Annotated in this window: 15 protein-coding genes; 9 read left to right on the top strand and 6 right to left on the bottom strand. The window is 57.4% G+C overall.

All coding sequences use genetic code 11. The features are described from left to right. Positions 1–118 precede the first annotated feature (118 nt). From HY26_RS07390 to HY26_RS07400, 3 genes are all read left to right on the top strand, one after another. Positions 119–694, top strand: a complete 576-nt coding sequence (locus tag HY26_RS07390; RefSeq protein WP_034767202.1) for an RNA polymerase sigma factor — start codon at positions 119–121, stop codon at positions 692–694. 26 nt (positions 695–720) lie between these two features. Then, the gene (locus HY26_RS07395) at positions 721–1,782 is read left to right on the top strand and encodes a FecR domain-containing protein (RefSeq protein ID WP_233351563.1); all 1,062 of its coding nucleotides are present in this window, start codon (positions 721–723) and stop codon (positions 1,780–1,782) included. 248 nt (positions 1,783–2,030) lie between these two features. Beyond that, on the top strand, positions 2,031–4,889 hold the full coding sequence (locus HY26_RS07400; protein WP_112073257.1) for a TonB-dependent receptor: 2,859 nt from the start codon (positions 2,031–2,033) through the stop codon (positions 4,887–4,889). Between the two features lie 68 nt (positions 4,890–4,957). Here HY26_RS07400 and HY26_RS07405 read toward each other — a convergent pair whose 3' ends face one another. Then, positions 4,958–7,627 carry a TonB-dependent siderophore receptor gene (locus tag HY26_RS07405; RefSeq protein ID WP_112073258.1) on the bottom strand — a complete coding sequence of 890 codons (2,670 nt, stop codon included), beginning with the start codon at positions 7,625–7,627 and terminating at the stop codon, positions 4,958–4,960. Between the two features lie 213 nt (positions 7,628–7,840). Between HY26_RS07405 and HY26_RS07410 the strand changes: the two genes are divergently transcribed. Continuing rightward, positions 7,841–8,617 carry an HAD-IIA family hydrolase gene (locus tag HY26_RS07410; RefSeq protein WP_051600076.1) on the top strand — a complete coding sequence of 259 codons (777 nt, stop codon included), beginning with the start codon at positions 7,841–7,843 and terminating at the stop codon, positions 8,615–8,617. Here the strand turns inward: HY26_RS07410 and HY26_RS07415 are convergent. Beyond that, positions 8,614–9,516, bottom strand: coding sequence for a MurR/RpiR family transcriptional regulator (locus HY26_RS07415; protein WP_034767199.1), 903 nt, complete (start codon positions 9,514–9,516; stop codon positions 8,614–8,616). The genes HY26_RS07410 and HY26_RS07415 overlap by 4 nt on opposite strands. Positions 9,517–9,691: 175 nt before the next feature. Between HY26_RS07415 and HY26_RS07420 the strand changes: the two genes are divergently transcribed. The 3 genes from HY26_RS07420 to phnE are packed head-to-tail and all read left to right on the top strand — an operon-like array spanning position 9,692 to position 12,434. Further along, a complete protein-coding gene (locus HY26_RS07420; protein WP_112073284.1) occupies positions 9,692–10,600 on the top strand; it encodes a phosphate/phosphite/phosphonate ABC transporter substrate-binding protein in 909 nt (302 codons plus the stop codon). Positions 10,601–10,609: 9 nt separating this feature from the next. Beyond that, on the top strand, positions 10,610–11,413 hold the full coding sequence (locus tag HY26_RS07425) for a phosphonate ABC transporter ATP-binding protein (RefSeq protein WP_112073259.1): 804 nt from the start codon (positions 10,610–10,612) through the stop codon (positions 11,411–11,413). A 16-nt stretch (positions 11,414–11,429) separates the two neighbouring features. Next, entirely contained in the window at positions 11,430–12,434 is a 1,005-nt protein-coding gene (gene phnE / locus HY26_RS07430; protein WP_233351560.1) for a phosphonate ABC transporter, permease protein PhnE, read from the top strand. Positions 12,435–12,475: 41 nt separating this feature from the next. On the opposite strand, the gene HY26_RS07435 is transcribed toward phnE, so the two are convergent. The 4 genes from HY26_RS07435 to HY26_RS07450 form a co-directional block, all read right to left on the bottom strand. Beyond that, positions 12,476–14,179 (bottom strand): class I adenylate-forming enzyme family protein, encoded by a 1,704-nt coding sequence (locus HY26_RS07435; protein ID WP_112073261.1) that lies wholly within the window; start codon positions 14,177–14,179, stop codon positions 12,476–12,478. Between the two features lie 123 nt (positions 14,180–14,302). Next, positions 14,303–14,797, bottom strand: coding sequence for a RidA family protein (locus HY26_RS07440; RefSeq protein WP_112073262.1), 495 nt, complete (start codon positions 14,795–14,797; stop codon positions 14,303–14,305). Positions 14,798–14,818: 21 nt separating this feature from the next. Further along, positions 14,819–15,202: a cytochrome c gene (locus HY26_RS07445; protein WP_158531444.1), complete on the bottom strand. Its 384-nt coding sequence runs from the start codon at positions 15,200–15,202 to the stop codon at positions 14,819–14,821. 65 nt (positions 15,203–15,267) lie between these two features. Continuing rightward, entirely contained in the window at positions 15,268–16,842 is a 1,575-nt protein-coding gene (locus tag HY26_RS07450) for a flavin monoamine oxidase family protein (protein WP_034767192.1), read from the bottom strand. 504 nt (positions 16,843–17,346) lie between these two features. Here HY26_RS07450 and ahpC point away from each other — a divergent pair. Continuing rightward, positions 17,347–17,910, top strand: coding sequence for an alkyl hydroperoxide reductase subunit C (gene ahpC / locus HY26_RS07455; RefSeq protein ID WP_034767190.1), 564 nt, complete (start codon positions 17,347–17,349; stop codon positions 17,908–17,910). A gap of 118 nt (positions 17,911–18,028) precedes the next feature. Continuing rightward, positions 18,029–19,615: an alkyl hydroperoxide reductase subunit F gene (gene ahpF / locus HY26_RS07460; RefSeq protein ID WP_112073264.1), complete on the top strand. Its 1,587-nt coding sequence runs from the start codon at positions 18,029–18,031 to the stop codon at positions 19,613–19,615. Positions 19,616–19,619: the final 4 nt, after the last annotated feature.

Genomic DNA, 19,619 nt, shown 5'->3' on the forward strand with positions numbered 1-19,619 from the left:
ATTGCTTCAGATCTGCGCAAGTGCAGACATTTGCCAACGCCGGTCCTCATCTCGCTTGTTTCTTTCCGCCTCTTCGGGATGGCTATGTCCGGTCGGGTGTTGAGCTGTGAGCAGGGTGTTGAGCAAGTCCAATACGAAATCCCTTTCATCCAATCAGGATGCGCTGAGCGCTGGCGACCGTGTGGCATTAAATGACGCGGCAAACTTCGAGCAGCTCTACCGCGTTTACTGGCAGGACCTTTGTGGTCATCTGAGACGCATGTTCGGGGCGGGGCCTCCGGAACCGGAAGATGCAGTACAGGCGGCTTTCATTCGCTTTGCCGCTTTGGAAGAGCCGCAAAGCGTCAGAAATCCGCGGGCTTTCCTGCTCGTAACGGCTCGCAACATCATTTTAGACCAGAAACGCCGCTCAGGGCGTCACCTCGACTACGCAAAGGCGGTGCTGGCTGAAAATTCTGGCCCTCAGCTGGATGATTTGTCTCCTGAGCGCGTCCTACTTGAGAAAGAGCGTTTTGAAGTCATCAATGCAGTGTTTCAAACATTGCCTCACAAGCAACAGGTCATCCTGACTCTTCGGCGGCGGTATAACTATACTTATCAGCAGATTGCCGATGAAACGGGATGGTCTTATGGCGATGTCTACAGGCAAATGGACAAGGCACTCGCCAGTCTGTCGCAAGCGCTGAAGCGCTAGCAGTTCGGGAGGAAAGTTTGAGTTTGGTGCGGCCAGATTCCAATAAAAACAAAGGCTACACCGAACGTGTGGAGGCGCAGGCGCGGTCCTGGGTCGTATACTTGAATTCCGGTTATGCCACGGCAGACAAGCTCGCAGAGTTCGAAACCTGGCTGGCTGCGAACGCTGATCATGCCCAAGCATTCCATGACTATGAGCAGATCATGATGGACCTTGGGCTGCCTTGCGGTGTGCCAGAAAGGGCTCTGGGCGGACGGGTCGAAACCGCTTTGCAGACGCACGCAGCGCCAAAGCGTTCCTTTTCACCCATCCGCGCTGTGGCAGGCGGCGTCATGGCCGCGGCGTTGGTCCTGGCGGCCACAGTCGGTGTGTCGCTCCATGAGCGGCCGAGTACCGTCGAAAATCTGCAGGCAGCGGCTTTGCCCGCGATTGAGACCCAGGTCGCCGAGATCCGTGCCGTGACCCTGCCGGATGGCACTGTCGTCACATTGGGCGCCAGGTCCCGGATCGAATACAAGTTCGAAGATGGTCTGCGAACCGTCGCGCTTGAGGAAGGTGAAGCTTTCTTCGACGTCGCCCCCGACAAGAGCCATCCATTTTATGTTCAGGCCGGTGATCGGCTGGTGCGCGTCGTCGGAACGCAATTCGATGTCCGCCAGTCGTCCAGTTCGGTGATGGTGTCGGTGGTTGAAGGTGTGGTGGAGGTCATCAAGGCCCGGAACCCCGAAGCCACCGAAAAACGTCACGGCACCCTCGTGAAAGACGTGCTGACGGCCGGCGACAAGGTGACCGCGATGATCGGCCAGGACCAACGCCAGATTGAAACGATTGACCCTGAAAAGGCCGCGAGCTGGCGATCGGGCTGGCTGGCATATGACGATGTCAGTCTCGATGACATTGTTGCAGACCTGCACCGCTATGATGATCGCAATTTCGTTTTCTCGGATTCCGCGTTGGGCGAGGTTCGTGTCACCGCTGCCTTTGGATCGGATAATGTCGACCAGTTTCTTTTTGCGCTGGAAGCTTCGTATCCCCTGTCGATAGACCGCGCCGATCCCTCCAAAGTAGTCTTTCTTCCGGCCAGCTGAGATCGCCCGGAACACTCTGACAAAAATATGGACATGGGCGCGCATTTTCCGCGCGTGGAGCAATCGATTGCCATTACGCCGGCTTTGCACTGGTGCGTTTGCCCGGCCTGGCGGACATATTTTCCAAGGCACGATCGTTCACTAGGCGTTGTCATCACGGCAGCACAGACGCTCTCATCACAGAGTCATTGTTAACGTTCAGGCCGGGCAATTCGGAGCCTTTTCGAAGTTTGAGGGGTGAGTAGAGAATGCCAGAGGTCAGAAGTCCGCTCAGCAGAGCTGGTCTGGCTGGCGTGGTGTTCCTGTTTATCCTTCAGGGGGCGCCAGTATTTGCTGATCCTGCAGGCGCAAAACCATCTTATTACGAGATCGATGCGCAACCACTTGCGCACGCCCTTATGGCGTACTCGGAACAATCCAAGATAGTAATTGTGGTGCCTTCCGGGATCCTGGAAGGCAAAACATCTCACAGGGTCAAAGGCCGACTGAACCATGAAGCGGCCTTGACAATGCTCCTCAAGGGCACCGGTCTGGAGGTCGAAAAACTTGATAATGGTGCGTTGACCTTGCAACAGAGCACCCCGGAAGCTGTGGAACTTCCACCGCCGCCCCCTCCTGTTCCAGTCGGCGAGCCAAAACCCTCTCCTTTGAATATCCCTATGGTTCCGGAAACTGAGATCGAAGAAGGACCAAGTACTCAGGATACGGTTGTTGTAACCGGGGTCAGAGGTGCGCCTCGATCAGTAACCGACAGCCCAACTCCCATCGATGTTTTGACCTATCAGGATATGCAGCAAGGCAGTTCAACCGGCATTTATGGATCATTCCGCTACCTGATCCCGTCCTTCAACCTGCCGACCCGTGGTGGCGGTGGTACAGCAAGCATAATCGCGAGTGGCGGTATGCGAGGATTGAACCCCGATCACACGCTGGTTCTTGTGAATGGCAAGCGTCGGCACAAGACCGCTCTGATCAACTCGGTGTCTTCGCTCTACAATGGCGCGGCCGGTGCCGACTTCAATATGCTCCCGTCGTCAGCGATCTCCCGCGTCGAAGTTCTGAGAGACGGGGCTGCGGCTCAATATGGCTCTGACGCGATTGCTGGTGTCATCAATATCATCCTCAAGGATGACCCCGACGACGGGGATCTCTCGATCAGCGCAGGGCAGAACTTTGACCGTAATGATGGTGAGTTCTTCACTGTGTCCGCTGGAAACGGCATATCCATTGGACAATCCGGCAGCCTTAACCTGTTCTACAATTTCATGAGCCGGGAAGAATCCAACAGGGCTGTGCCGATCTCGGACCGTGTCAATCTTTACCCGCTGCTGGAAGGTGGCGCGCGCGATCCGCGGGAAGCGACAATCGATCGTATGATCACGCAGAACTATGGGGCATTTCCGCAGATATCGCATATTTTCGGCGGGAACTTCAGCTATGATTTCGCAGATATGGAATTCTATTCTTTCGGGACATACGGGTTTCGAAAGTCCGAGTTAAACTGGTCATTCCGTGCACCAAACAGAATTGTTTCGCTGCCGGAAGTTTATCCGGATGGGTTTCGTCCGCGCCTGGTGATCGAGGAAGATGACTTTGAACTGGTTGCCGGTTTCCGGGGGGAATCTGCAAACGGCTGGGCTTGGGATGTATCGTCGGGCTTTGGCACCGACATTACCGATTGGAAGAATACCAATGGGCTCAATGCCAGTCTCGGGCCTTCCAGTCCAACCCAGTTTAATATTGGTCACCTCATCTCTTCTGAATGGGTCAATGCGCTGGATGTGACGAAGCTGCAGGAGCTGTACAGGGCGGGGGCAATACAGGTCTCCTTCGGCCTTCAGCACCGGCTCGAAAGATATGAAATCGAAGAAGGGGAAGAAGCTAGCTGGATCGCTGGAGATTATGTCCGACCGGAGGGGCAGCCCTTTGCCGGCGAGCTTCTTCCGCCGGGGGCCCAGGCGACGCCCGGCTTCCGTCCGGATGATTCAGGCGCAATCCGTCGAACAAACCTCAGCGCATATGGCGAATTGGGCTGGAGCCTATCGGAAAACTTGTTCCTGAATGCGGCTTTGCGATACGAAGATTTTGATGACGCTGCCGGCGATGAGATTATTTACAAGGCCGGCGGCCGGTATGCTGTGACTGATTGGCTCACGCTCCGTGGGTCTTTCAATACCGGGTTCCGCGCGCCGTCTCTGGCCCAGCAAGCGTATGCGTCGACCACCAGCCAGTTCCGGGATCTGGATGGCGATGGAGAAGCCGAGCTTTTGTTGCTCAAGAATCTGCCGGTCAATTCGGTTGCAGCCCGTGCCCTTGGGGCGTCTCCGCTGCAACCGGAGACGTCGAGGAATACAAGCTTTGGATTCGCGTTGACCCCAAACTCGAACCTTTCGGTGACGGTGGATGCTTACCAGATCGATCTGGATGACCGGATCGTTGTAACTTCCACGTTCTCTCCATTGGACACGCGCCTTTCAGCGGACGGCATCACAACCATTGGCGATCAGATCCAGGCGCTGCTCGTCGCAAATGAGCTCTCGCCAGGGATTAGTGGACAGTACTATACAAATGCCATCGACACGCGTACGCGCGGACTCGATATTGTTGCGACTTACCGGGCGCATACGGAGTATGGCAGCTTCAGATTTATCGGCGGGTTCAACAGGAACGAAACAGATATACGCAGAATCGTCGAGAATCCGCCTGAGCTGGAGGCGCTGGGGGGTATTGATATATTTGACCGGAGCAAGCGGGCAGCCCTGACGGACACTATTCCCGATTCCAAGATCAGTCTTGGCGTTGGCTGGGAGTATGGTCCGTTCAAGACGACTTTCCGGACAACACGCTTCGGCCGTTATATGGTCCGTAATGCAACAAATCCGGATGAGGATTATGATGTGGACCCGGAATGGATCGCAGACCTCGAAATCGGCTACGCCCTTTCGGAAAACTTCACCGTTTATGCCGGGGCGAACAATTTACTCAACACATATCCTGAGCAGATCAATGAGCCGAGCGAGATCAATGGGTCGAACATGTACAACACGTTCGCGCCATTTGGATTCACCGGGGGAAACTGGTTTGTCCGGGGTGCCTTTCACTGGTAGAAATGTTCCCGTCCCAAAACAAGGGAGACCCGGCCAGCGGGGAAAGACTGGCCGGGTCCTGAGTGTGGTTAGAACGAGTACTCGTACTGGATCCAGAAAGACCGCGGTTTACCGTTCCAGCCATACTGCCTGTAGTAAGCGCTGTCGTTCGGGCCGATCTCGCCCCGGACAACTGCCCGGTCACGGGTATAGGTGGACCCACCGGATGCGCGCTCGAAATAATCTTCGCCAAGCAGGTTCACGCCTCGGATCAGGAAGCGGTGCTGCTTTTCATCACCCATGAAGTATTGAACCGAACCGTTCAGGACGAAGTAGTCACCGAAGTTCATGTCCTCGACAACACGATTTCCATCGGTGTCGACAAGGCGGGCCAGGCTGGTCCCAGCATAAGCCCATTCAGGACCCTGCCAACGCGGGTTCAGTGAGAACACCCAGTTTTCGTTCGGCGTGTAGGTGACAAGGCCTGACAGGGTCCATTCAGGACGTTCCGAAGACTGACGGAGCTCTGAATTCCCCGCAGCACCCGGGATCACAAAGTCAAGATTGGTCGATGTGCCATCCAGACGAGCCAGAGTGCCGTAGACCGGGTTTGGCTCCAGCGATTCCATGTCGGTGTAACTGAAGTCTGCCTGCCACTTATCGAAGTCGAACGCGACGTCGATGGTGAAGCCCTTGATGTCCTGATTGGCTAGAGCATTGACGGCGACCGTTTCACCCGGATCGGAAAGACCGTTGGCTGCGGTAGAGCAGAAGTCATCCGGCGCGATGATGTTCCGACGGTTTTGTTCGATAGCGGCCGTGTCGTTGGTCAGGTTATCGAACAGCGGATTTGTCAGATCGTTGGCATATTCGAGGCAGACAGCGCCGACAGCACGGCTGGAGAACAGGTTCTTGATGTCTGTTTCGAAGTAGCCGACTTCGACGTTGTACGTGCCGCCAAAGATGTCACCGTCGATACCGGCACCCACGTTGAACGCGTCGACTTCCTGCGGCTGCAGGCCGGGGTTGATGTTTGCACCGGCACCGAACGCACCAATCTCGTCAATCTTCGGAAGGCTGTAGGATGTGCCGCCCGAGCCGCGAGCATAGAGGCCGTAGCCGAAGTTCTGGCGCAGGCCGACTTTCCAGACGGACTGGTCATCGAAATTGTCATTGAAGTCCTGACGGGCAGCGAACGAACCGCTGAAGCCTTCAAGAACGGGGAGGGACAGGCGCAGGTCGCCATAGACACCTGTGCTGGTCAGCTTCACATCGCGTACCCCGAAGGAGTCGTCCGAATTGTCCTTGTAGCTGGTGTTCTGAACACCGGCGACGATTTCAACATAGTCATTCAGCGTGTAGGTGGCCCGGGCGTTGAATCCATAGTCGACATAACCGGATTCACGTTGGTCAGTGGTGCCAAAACCCTTGGTCAGACCGCCGTCACCGAAGGACGCAGTGGACTGGACGACATAGCCGATAGGGGCGCCAATCGGGAACGGGTTCTCGATCGTACCGTAGGGCTGGCCGTAGAACGGGCTGTCAGGATCCTGGTTGATGTAGTAGCTGCTGCCACCGTTCCAGTTGTCATCACCCGCACTGCCGGCGCTGCCGTAGGGGTTGGTCACACAGCCGGCTGGCAGGCCCGGTACTGATGCAGCAAAGGCTTCAAAAGCTGCGGCAGTCGAGAAGCCCGTGATGCCTTGATCTGCTGCAATTGCCTGGATGTCGGATGGCAGGTCGCCAAGACGCGGGATCTGACAGATGCGGGCGTCGATCTCGTTGTTCTTCAGCTGCGGATCCTGGTAGTGCGCTTCCAGATTGATCTTGAGCTTGTCGTTAAAGCGGTGCTTGAAGGCCGCGTTATAGATCGGGAATTCCGTAAAGTTCGGCTGGAATACCGTGCTTTGCGGGAAGGAATCGCGGAAGTCGATGGTCGAGTAAGTCGCGCCGGCGCGGAACTCTGTGTCCGGTCCGATCTGCCAGAGATACTTCAGACCCAGACTATTGTAGCTGTACGGGAATTCATGACGTCCGCCAAGGGCCAGGACGTTGTCGCCATAAGCTTCCTTGCTGAACAGCTCGTGGGCATCCGTTTCATAGGAGCGGCCGAACACGAGGATGGAGTGCTTGCCGTCCTTATCGAGCGGCAGGGACATGTTTCCGTAGATTTCGCGCGTCTTGAAGGCGCCTGCATACACGCCGAACTGACCTTTGGTGGTGCCATCAGGCTCCTTGGTGCGAACGCTGACGACGCCGAGGCCGCCATTGGAGCCGAAGTAAAGGCTGTTACCGCCGCGGTAGACTTCCACGCTATCGATCATGCGAGGATCAATGGCCGTCGCGGGCCAGAGGTCTTCCAGCGGGGAAGACCGGTCGAAATAGGGGACGCCATCCACCAGGAGCAGCGTGTCCCGGTCGGTGCCGCCATCGATACGGATGGTAAACTCACCTTCATCCGGCGAGTAGCCGATGTTGGCGCCGCGTATCAGGCCGGACGCGAGTTCGCCAAAATTGGTGAAGCCGCCGGTTTCAATTTCTTCAGAGCTGATCAGCTGGACCTGGGTGCCAAACTCGGCAAAGTCGACAGCAATGTCAGATGTCAGAGCGTCGACGGCCTGGCCTTCGACGCGAATTGTTTCGAGTCGGCGTGTATCACCCCCATCCGGCTCCGGTTCTGCAATCGCAGCCTGAATGACGCTCGACGCCATCAGTGCGCTCAAGCAGAATTTTACGCTGCTTTTCAGTTTCTGTTTCATGGCTGGTGTCTCCAAATAACCCCATCACCCGCCGGACATCGACGAGCCGGGCGCGGGCGGTCGGTTGACCGCACTCGCCACGCCGCCGATCTAGACAGCCATCGCAACACTTCTGTGAACTTTGAATAAAATTGATATGAATAGTATTTACATTAGACTTGGTTTGTAATTGAGAAAAATTCAAATATCGGATTGAGTTCTGGAGTGAATTGCATGGCGCATGGCTTTTTGCCCGCCTCATCGGCCGAGATCGCGCACGTTGCGCAATCGGCCAGAGGCTTCCTTATCGACTGGGATGGTTGCTGTGCCATCGACAATCAATTGACCGAGTCAGCCGCCGCTTTTCTGCGGGCGCACCAGACCCGGGCAGCCATCGTATCGAATAATTCCACCAATACCGTGGATGACTTCCTGGAGATACTTTCCAGTTCCGGCATTACCATGCAGCGTGAACAAATCGTGCTGGCGGGTGTCGAGGCAATTGATCGCGCGTCCAAGGCGGGGTTGGTCGATGTCATGGTTCTGGCGCATCCGCGTATGCGGGCTGTCGCTCGCAATACTGGCATTCGGCTGAACCGGGATGAAGCGGATGTGGTTGTCCTGCTACGGGATACGCGGTTTAGCTATAGCCGACTGGAGCGCGCTGCGAATGCGCTTCGGAAGGGTGCGCGCCTGATTGTTGCAAATCCGGATCTCACGCATCCCGGCGCCGAGGGGCGGATCAAGCCAGAGACAGGGGCGCTCCTGTCAGCACTCGGATCGTGCGTAAATCTCGATGCTGTGGATATGGAGGTCGTAGGAAAGCCGAAGCCCGGGCTTTATCTGAAAGCCTGCCGTGCACTCGATCTCTCACCTGAGATGGTTGTCATGCTGGGGGATAATCCTGCCACCGATCTGGCGGGGGCGCAGGGATTAGGCATGCATTCCCTGATGGTTCGTGCGGATGAACCGGGTGTGCTGGAGGCCCTAGCTCGGGAAGTCAGTTTCTAGAAGCGCTTCAAGGACAAAACATCGAATGTTTTCCGGAGTGTGTCGGTCGCGCGGTCATAATCGGCGAGGGCGAGCGCCGCGATCAGCGCGTCAAGCACGCAAAGCTGCGCGATGCGGCTGGTCATGGCCTCGGTCCGGAACTTGGTCTCGCGGGCCATGGTGAAAAGTTTCACGTCTGCATAGGCTTGCAGGGGCGAACTGGAGAAGTTCGTGACGATGATTGTCTTGGCGCCAGCCTCTTTGGCGAGGCGTGTTGCGGCAAGTGTTTCGTGCGTCGCGCCTGAGTGAGATATGGTCAGCACGGCCACTTTCGGTCCCGTACGTGAGGCGCTGATCGCCTGTATGTGGCTGTCCACGACGACTTTGGCATCAATGCCGATCCGCAGCATGCGATACTGCGCGTCCTCTGCAATGGGGGCGGAGGAACCAATGCCATATATTTCTACACGATCGGCCGCGCGGATAATGCGGACAGCTTCGTCGACAGCATCAGCATCCAGAATCGAGAGCGTGTCACGCAAGGCCTGAATACCGGCGTGGAAGGTTTTCCGGCATACGGTCGGTGTTGTGTCCGAGGGACGTAGGTCTTCGTGGATGAACTGGACGGGCTGAACGACTTCCTGGGCTAGGCTGAGTTTGAGCTGTTGAAAACCGGACAAATCCAGCTGGCGGCAAAGGTTGATGACGCTTCCGTCGCTGGCACCCGTTGCTTCAGCAAGTTCGGTGACGGACATGCCGACTACCTGGCGGGGGTTCTCCAGGATAAAATCAGCTATGGAGCGAGTGCTTGGACCGAGAGAAGCGTGACGCACCCGGATGCGCGTCATCACATTGTCGACGATTGGAACGTCGCCGCGCTTTTTGGTTGCGGCTTTGCGTTTGGGTTTGCTCTCGGACATTGATCGCTTCCTAAGGTTCGTATCACAATAATTGAATTTAGTTCAAGAAAGGTCAAGAATGCACTGACTCCGTTACACCAATGTCACAAGCGGCTGTTATCGAAGATCCTGAGTATTGTTGCGGCGCACAAGGGGGCGCTGCCTGGATTGAGAGGGGTCTGACATGCGTCTGGGAATGCTCCTGATCGTCCTGATGGGTTTTTGCCTAGGCGGATTCCCGGCCAGTGCTGAGCGTACCGGCGCGGCGGGCAGTCCGCTCCGTGTGCTGTTAATTCCGGCGGATGGCGGGACAGAAGATGGAACGCGGGCCGATTTTCTCCCATTGTTCAATGCAATAACCCGCACCAGCGGAATCCATTTCGATGTCCAGACCGGGCAAAGCTATTCTGCGGTTATCGAAGGCATGTGCGCTGGCCAGGCGGAAATTGCCTGGCTCGGGCCTGTGTCTTATGTGGAAGCGCACAAGCGCGGCTGCGCAGACCTTTTAGCCATTGAAGAACGAGACGGCAGTTCGACCTATTATGCGGGTGTCTTTGTGTCCCGGGATTCCGGGATCGACACTCCAGATGATCTGATCGGAAAGTCCATAGCGCTTGGATCACAGCACTCGGCAAGCAGCTTTTCCTACCCGCTGGCGATGTTATCGAAAGCCGGTGTTGATCCGCTTCGGGATCTTGATGCTGTTCGTATTACGGGGAGCCACGCTAACAGCCTGCTGGCGCTGCAGAATGGCCTGGTCGATGCTGCTGGCGCATCATTCATATCGTTTGAGCGGGCGGTAAATCAGGGTGGCCTTAGCGCGTCAGGATTCCGCCTGCTGATTAAGTCGGACCCAATTCCGAATCCCCCCATTGCGATGCATCCGGGATTGTCGCCGTCTGTGAAGGCTTCTCTCAGGTCTTCTCTTGGTAGTGTTCATAAGATGCCTGGTATCCGGCCAGAGTCCATCCGGGGCTATGGTGGCAAACAGGTGGATCGTTACAACACAGATGCTTCCGATGAACTGTTCGAAGCAATGGCAAGTACGATCGGCTTTATCGACACCGACTATCAAGCCGCCATTTTGCTCAAGTCCGGCTCCTGATTGAACCGAATGAACAATACGCGATCCTGTCCAATAGGCCCCCAGGCAGTTCTGACGGTTGATGCCGCGTGCAAGACCTTTGCGGACGGTCCAACTGTCCTTGACAGTGTGTCTCTGCGGATTGAGCCGGGGAGCTTCTGTGTTCTGCTCGGTGCGTCTGGATCCGGTAAAACCACACTGCTGCGCTCGGTTATCGGTCTAACCCCACTGGACGCGGGATTCATTGATGTCGGCGGGGTGAAACTCTCGCCGAGAACGATGCGCAACCTACGCCGCAATGTCGGCATGGTGCATCAGGATTTTGGCCTTTCAGCACGCCTGACGGCGGCGCAGAACGTCATGGCCGGCACGGTGCCTGATTTGCCAATGTGGCGAGTGTTGTTCCAAGCCTATTCAAAGTCTGTTCAGGATAGAGCCTGCGGTTTGCTTGCGCACGTCGGTCTGGAAGAGGGGCATGTGAACCGGCCGGTGAGCGGTCTTTCCGGTGGCCAGAAGCAGCGTGTCGGCATAGCCCGTGCTCTGATCAATTTTCCAAAACTGATCCTGGCAGACGAGCCGGTTGCCAGTCTCGATCCGCAAACGGCGCAGGATGTCATGGGGCTGCTCCGCCGGTGCGCAGAGGAGCAGGGCGCAGCAGTTCTCTGTTCGTTACACCAGATTAACCTCTCTCGCACCTATGCTGACCGCATCATCGGGTTACGTGAGGGGCGGATCGTATTTGACGGTCCACCAAGCCAGCTCAGCCAGGACATGCTTGCCCGCATCTTTGGCGTGGAACGTGAAGGCTTTTCTCTTTCAATGGCGGTAGCCTGATATGTCAGAGAGCGCGGTGACCGGACGTGTGGACGCTGCGCATTGGCGCGTGCGCCCGGCTTTTGGCTGGAAGACTGTTCTGACGGTTGTGGTTGCGTTCGTGCTACTGTCCGTTTCTGCTCATCGGATCGAACTGCACCGGCTTTCCAGCCAATTGGGTGAATTTCTTCAGGCAAGTGTAGGATTTAAGGAATCGTCCCAGATCGGGCGGGGCATCGGCAGCGTCACTCAACAGATGTACCCGATCGCCATCGCGGAGCGAACACCGGTATCCCTGATCGACGATTTCGATCCGGCGCGCCTTCCTCTGTTTTCACGTCTCGAAACTGAGCGAGTGGAAGAATCTGCGCTGGACCCTGAGACCATGCAGATGACAACGACGACTGTGGAGAAAACATTTCTCGTCGAGCCTGCCGGATATCTGACCTTTACGCTCGGCAAGATGTTGGAAACGGTGGAGATGGCCATATGGGCCAGCCTGTTTGCCGTATTGATGAGCCTGCCATTGTCCTGGATTGCCGCGCGCAATTTCACCCCCCACTCGGCACTGTATGCAATCGCGCGCAGCTTCATTTCGTTCCTGCGTGCTGTCCCGGAGCTGATCAGCGCGCTCTTTCTGGTGTTGGCGTTCGGATTTGGCGCCATCGCAGGTATTCTTGCTCTGGCGTTACATAGCGTGGGGTTCCTGGCCAAGTTCTTCGCTGAGGAGATCGAGGCGGCCGACAAGGTTCCGCAGGATGCCGTACGCGCGACCGGGGCGGGCAACTTTGCTGTATTGCGCTTGGCCGTGCTGCCACAAGTGTTGCCAAGTTATACCGCGCTGAGCTTCTATATCCTCGATCGCAATATCCGTATGGGCACGGTAATCGGCCTCGTTGGGGCTGGCGGGATCGGGCAGGAGCTGAAAGGTCGGTACGACATGTTCCAATACGACCATGTCGCGACGATCTTGCTGATAATTTTCCTGTCGGTGCTGACATTGGATGCGCTGGCGGCGAAAATTCGACACAAGCTGATCTAGGGCGGCCGGGCTCAGGCCGCCCCACGATCAATGGTGCAGGTTTATTGCCCGGCGTTCTGGAGTTCGGCGCTCAGACGGTCACGCAGGTCACGTTTCACGAACTTGCCACTGGCATTCCGGGGCAGGGCATCCGCGATGAACCAGACATAGCGGGGCACTTTGTGCTTCGCCATGGTGGTTGCACAGTGAGCCCGGAATTCGTCAGCGGTCAGTTTTTCGCCTGGCTTCAGGACGATGGCGATACCTACTTCTTCTCCCAGCCGATCGTCAGGGACGCCAAACACACTGCACTCGGCAACTGCCGGATGAGTATAAGCAACAGATTCCACTTCGGCGCAGTAGACGTTTTCGCCGCCGCGAAGGACCATGTCCTTTTTGCGGTCGACGATATAGATGAACCCGTCCTTGTCGATCCGGGCGATATCGCCGGTGTGGAGCCATCCATCGGTGATCGATTCCGCGGTTGCTTCGGGACGGTTGATATAGCCCTTGATGACCGAGGAGCCTTTGACCCAGAGCTCGCCCAGCTCGCCGGGGGCGACGGTTTCACCGAGCTCGTCCACGCATTTGACCTCGAAGTTCGGCATGGACGGTCCGGCGCTGTCCGGCTTGTCGACGAAGAAATCCGCCGAAACGGAAGTAATGATTCCGCATGTTTCGGTCATGCCATACCCGGTGGCCGGGCGGGCGGTCGCGATGCTGGATTCGATCTTGTGGACCAGATCAGGCGGCACCTGTGCCCCACCGCCCGAAAGCTGGACAAGGCTGGATGTATCGGTCTTGGCAAAGTCTGGGTGATTGATCAGTTCCCGACCCATGACCGGCACGCCGCCTAGGCTGGTAACTTTCTCGCGCTCGATGATTTTCAGCGCTTCGCCGGCATCCCAGCGGTACATCAGGATGATCGTGCCACCGGCCGCTGTGGTGGCGTACGCGCCGCAATTGTTGGCGGTGACGTGGAAAAGAGGCGTCGTCAGGAGGGACACGGGTGGCGGCGGATCTTCCGGAGGTTCGATGCCGGTTGCGCGCTGAATCGCAAGTGCCGTGGAAGCCCCGGCATACATCATGTTCATGAGATTGGCGACGCACCCGCGTTGGGTGAGTTGGGCCCCCTTGGGAAAGCCGGTCGTGCCAGACGTATAGAAGATACACGCATCAGAGTCGGGGTCGACAGTAACATCCGGCATCTCGCCGCCGTGGGAGATGACGTCGCTCCACGGTATTACGTTAGCCGGCAAGTCGGGGATCCGGACTCCGACGACTTTCATTGAGCCTGTCAGGTCATCGCGGCCCCTGATCCGTTCGAGCCGTTCAGCATCGAGGAACAGGACTTTCGGTTCGGAGTCTTTCAAGGCGTAGGCCATTTCCTCGGCGGTCCACCAGGCGTTCATGCCAACCACGGTGATCCCGACCGACACACAGGCCCAGTAAATGAGAAGCCACTCCGGATAGTTGCGCATGGCCACGGCGACCCGGTCGCCCGGCTGGACGCCATGATCGAACAACCACGCTGCTATGGCATCCGTCTGCTTGTGCGCTTCGGCATAGGTGAGGCGCTCACCTTCATAGACAAGATAGGTCCGGTCGGCGAAATCCCTGCTGGCGAGCCAGACTTCGCGAATGCTCGGTGGGGCATTCTTGTAAACACGGAGCGTGTGGCCAAGAACCTCAGCCTCGGTGATTTCGAAATCACCGCCCGGACCGGTCAGTTCCTCGCGCGCCTTCAGAAGTTCTGCGTAGTGCATGTCTCTCCCCAATGGTATTTTTGGGGATCATACATGCCTTACCGGTGAAGGAAATGATTTGCGTAGGGGCAAGCAAAGCCCGGAAAGAGCGTTCCGGCGCTGAGAAACGCCGGAACGTAGAAACTAGTCGCGAACAGCAACAACTTCGATTTCGATCAGCCAACCCGGGTTGGCGAGACCGGCGACCTCGAACACCGAGCGGGTCGGCAGGTTCGGTTGCTCTTCTGTCCCGAAGAACTTCACGTAACCTTCCATGAAGCCGCCAAAGTCCAGCGAGTCTTCGCCCGGAGCGGCAACAATATAGACCTGCATTTTGATGACATCACTCATCGTCAATCCGAGACCCTCAAGGCGGGATTCGATCGTCGCCAGAGTGGTTTCGGTCTGGGTTGTAATATCCCCATAGGCCGCCGGGGTTCGCGGTTCAGCAGTTTCGTCGGTGACCGCCGGGCCGGCGCCGCTCAGGTAGACCAGTGTCGCATCTGCGGGCACTTCAACCGCTTGAAGGATCGGGAAGTCGGATCCTGGAATCTTGTGACGGATGACTTCACTGTCGGCGGCGCCGCAGGCAGCAAGCGCGACGGCGGCAATCGAAAGAAAAGGGATGGTAAAGCGCATAGGTTTCACTCCGTATTCAGATTATTGAGGCCGGCTTAGCTCGACCTGTTCGACAGTTGCGGCCGGTTCATAAGAATTTTCACCCAGTCCGGACTGCAGGTAATTGACGACCGCGGCAACCTGCTCGTCGGAAAGCGTGTGGGCGAATGATGGCATTGCTTTGTACCCGTTCAGGACGATGAAGACAGCATAATCCGGATACTCAAGCTTATCATTCCCCGCGAGGGCGGGGTACATGCCACCGCCAACTGCGCCTTCACCTTTTGGCATATGGCAGCCCGCACAGAGCGTGGAGTAAATCTCTTCGCCGCTGGTCACAGTGACGCCCGGGCCGTCGAATATTTTCTTCTCAAGTGGCGTCGGTTCGAAGCTTGTAATTTCAGGGATGCCTTGATCGGCCTGCATGTTGAGGGCAACGGCCGAGAAAGCGAGAACGGTCAGCGCGGTGCGGGGGAATCGGGCTTGATGTCTCATCCGTTGATCACCTTGTCATGCAGACGGCCAATCGCGTCGAGTGAAGATTCAATTGCGCCTTCCAGCCAGGCACCGAGATAAGACACGTGCTCGCCGGCGCAGACAACACGGTTGTCGATCTTCACCGCATTTGCGTAGTGAGCTTCCTTGTCCCGCCAGATACCGAAGCAGCCGAGCACCCATGGCACCTTGTGCCAGACGACGCTGACGCCGGTCTTGAATTCTTCAAGATATTGCGGATGGAGTTTCGACCCGAATTCAAGTGCCCATTTGATCCTGTCTTCCGGTTGCATGGCGTTGAACTCGTATGCCTGCGCGTCATCCCATGTGTAGCCGCCCAGCAAGACGGCCGGGCCCTTGGTGAAGAGGCCTGTTGAGGGGTAAGAGATCATTTCAATGGGAAGATCGGTATAGCTGATCCCGCCATAGATATGTTCATCCTGCTCCCAGAACCGGCGTTTGAATTCGAGGCCCCATTTGGCGGATCCGCGATAGAAGACGTTGTTCACCGCCGCCGTGAGTTCCGGTGACAGATTGTGATCCATCTGGCCAAGGATCGAGAATGGTACGGTACAAACACACCAGTCCGCTTGAGCTGTCAGTGTGTCGCCTGTGCGAGTGTCTTCGTAGGCGACTTTCACGCCATCATCGTCCTGTTGCAGCGAAACGACTTTGGAATTGAAGCGGATCAGGTCACCCACTTCCCGTGCAAATGCCTGCGCGATCATGTCCATGCCGCCAACCGGTTGGAACATCGGCATTTGGTGATCCAGCAGGTCTGCGTCGGCCAGCCGGCCCCACATGCCGGATTGAAGGATTTCGGACAGGCTGATCGGATCCGAAGCGGATGGCGCGCCATTGAAGCCGGCGCCCGGCGGTTTGCCAAAACCGCGATACCGGCTGGTCAGGTCCCCGGCCTTATACGAATTGGTGTCGTCCAGTGCCCCGGTCGCCCGGAGCGATTCAATCAGCGCTTCCCGGTCTTCCGACGTCAGCATGTCATCCAGACGATTCTGGTCGACCGCCTTGGCAAGCAATTCCGAAGTCTGGCCACGATAGTCCGTGGCGATGTGTTTGAAACGTTGCGGCTTGCCGCCAAACGCTTTGCTATTGTGGATATAGGCGTTGTGGTTTTGCTGGATGAAAGGTTCCAGCTGGACGCCTAGACGCTGGCAGTAGTCCAGCACGCCGTGATGGTCATAAGGAATCCGCCAGGGCCCCGGATTGATATAGTTATCGCCTTTGAAGGAAACCTTCTGGCTCGCGCCGCCGAGCTCGGTGTAGGTGTCACCGCCGCGCAGCGTCCAGCAACGGCCGCCGGCTTTCTCGCGATACTCCAATACCTCGACGTCATAGCCTGCGGATCGAAGTTCCAATGCTGCGACCATGCCCGCGAGACCGGCGCCGAGAATGAGGACTTTCGCGCCTTTCGGATCTCCATCGAGCCTGATGGGGCCTTTATATGATGACGGCTGGACGTGTCGAATGGACTTCATCGCGGCATACAGCGCAGCGCTGCCAGCCGTTGCCCCGATGAGCGCCAATGCAGACCGACGGGTCGCTCCCTCCATAATACCCTCCATTTTTCCTTTCGTCGTAGGTGACCGGGGGCGCAGGTAAAGGAAAAACTGGGGCGAATCGGCCCATTGTTTGGAACGGACCAAATTTCAATCAGCTTTGACCGGTGGGGCGGAGCCCCCGTGTGGCATAATCACGAGGGAGGGAATGCTGCCCCGAAGCGGCAGTCCGATTCTCCGCTAGACCGGAGGCGTGTTCGGCTCGGCTGGGAGACGAGAACCAGCTGACACAGCGCGTATGAGTGGGGCAGTTCGGCCGAATAAGTCCAGAAAATGCAGTGACTTGTGGAATGGCTGCAGACGCTGGCGGGTCTGCCCTTGTTTCCAAATTTAGAATGATTATAGAAACAGGTTCAGGGCGAAGGAAACGTCAGTCGCGGGATGCGGCGCGCAACAATTAAAAACAAGCGCGCGATATGTCCCACCACAATTTATTGGCAAGCCATATGGGACGGGTATTGGGTCTGTCCCGGCAAGCAACAACAAGACGGAGCCACAATGTCCCTCATCAATACTGAAATTAAGCCCTTCAAGGCCGAAGCGTTCAAGCAAGGCAAATTCGTGTCGGTCAGCGAAGCCGACGTGAAGGGCAAATGGGCAATCTTCTTCTTCTACCCGGCAGACTTCACCTTCGTCTGCCCGACCGAACTGGAAGACCTGCAGTCCGAGTATGCAACTCTGCAGAGCATGGGCGTGGAAGTCTTCGCAGTCTCGACTGATACCCACTTCAGCCACAAGGCCTGGCACGAGACCTCGCCGGCCATCGGCAAGATCGAATACTACATGCTGGGCGACCCGACTGGCGCCATCACCCGCAACTTCGACAATATGCGCGAAGACATGGGCCTGGCTGACCGCGGAACCTTCGTGGTCGACCCGGACGGTGTGATCCAGGTGATCGAAGTGACCTGCGAAGGCGTGGGCCGCAATGCGGCTGAACTCGTCCGCAAGGTCAAAGCGGCCCAGTACGTCCGCGCGAACCCGGGTCAGGTCTGCCCGGCGAAATGGGAAGAAGGTTCGGAAACCCTCGCCCCGTCGCTGGAACTCGTCGGCAAGATCTAAGCTGACCGCTTTCCATTTTTCGGCTGGCTGTGCGTGTCACAGCCGGCCGGCTTTCCCTTTCCCCGCAGAACATCGCGCTGCCAGTCAGTGCGGCCTCGCTCTTCGCAGGAGATGACGCATGTTGGATGCCAATCTGAAGACCCAGCTCAAAGCCTATATGGAAAACATCCGGCGCCCGGTAGAACTCGTGGCAGCCTTGGATGACACCAAAGGCAGCCGAGACCTGGAAGAACTCCTGCAGGAAATCTCAGGGCTCTCCGACAAGGTCAACTGGAAGCGCGGCGACGATGCGCGCGCACCGTCCTTCGCTATCACCACGCCTGAGGCGGACATTAGCCTGCGCTTTGCCGGCCTGCCGCTCGGCCATGAATTTACATCGCTCGTTCTCGCGCTGCTGCAGGTCGGCGGACATCCGCCCAAGGTGGCGCCGGAGGTCATCGAGCAGGTCAAATCGCTCGATGGCCCGTTTGAGTTCGAAACCTATTTCTCTCTGTCCTGCCAGAACTGCCCGGACGTGGTTCAGGCGCTGAACATGATGGCGGTTCTCAATCCGAACATCCGTCATACTGCGATTGACGGCGCGCTATTCAAGGAAGAGGTCGATGCACGCCAGGTGATGGCTGTGCCGACTGTGTACCTGAACGGCGAAGTCTTCGGGTCCGGCCGTATGGAGGTCGAACAGATCCTCGCGAAGCTGGACACTGGCGCGCAGGAAAAGACGGCCGCAAAGATTTCGCAGAAAGAGCCGTTTGACGTGCTGGTTGTCGGCGGCGGTCCAGCCGGCGCAGCTGGCGCGATCTACGCGGCCCGCAAGGGCATCCGCACGGGTATCGCCGCAGAACGGCTTGGCGGGCAGGTGCTGGACACGATGGGCATCGAGAACCTGATCTCGGTGCCGTATACGGAAGGGCCGAAGCTGGCCACGGCGATGGAGGCGCACATCAAGGAATACGACATCGATGTGATGAACCTCCAGACGGCCTCGAAGCTTGTTCCGGCGAAAGATGAAGGCGGTCTGCATGAAGTCGTGCTGGAGAATGGCGCGAGCCTGAAGACCCGCAGCCTGATCCTCGCCCCCGGTGCGCGTTGGCGCCAGATGGGCGTGCCGGGTGAGGAAGAGTACCGCAACAAGGGAGTTGCCTACTGTCCGCACTGCGATGGTCCACTTTTCAAAGGCAAGCGTGTCTCGGTCATCGGCGGCGGTAATTCCGGCGTGGAGGCCGCCATCGATCTTGCGGGGCTCGTTGCCCATGTGACGCTGATCGAGTTTGATACGCAGCTGCGCGCTGATGCGGTGCTTCAGAACAAGCTGCGCAGCCTGCCGAATGTCACCATCATTACGTCGGCCATGACGACTGAGGTCCTCGGCGATGGGGCCAAGGTGAAAGGTCTGGTCTACAAGAACCGAAACACCGAAGAACTGCACGAAGTTGCGCTGGAAGGTATCTTCGTGCAGATCGGCCTTGTGCCGAATACGGAATGGCTGCGCGGCAGCATCGAACTGAGCGAGCGTGGAGAGATCGTGACGGACATGCGGGCCCAGACGTCACTTCCGGGCGTCTTCGCGGCCGGTGATGCGACGACGACGCCCTACAAGCAGATCGTCATATCGATGGGCGAAGGGGCCAAGGCGGCCCTCTCCGCATTCGATTACCTGATCCGGTTGGCACCGGCAGAGGTGGCGCCGGTTCTGGAGGACGCCTGATCCC

This window comes from Hyphomonas sp. GM-8P (assembly GCF_003263315.1).
GTDB lineage: Bacteria > Pseudomonadota > Alphaproteobacteria > Caulobacterales > Hyphomonadaceae > Hyphomonas.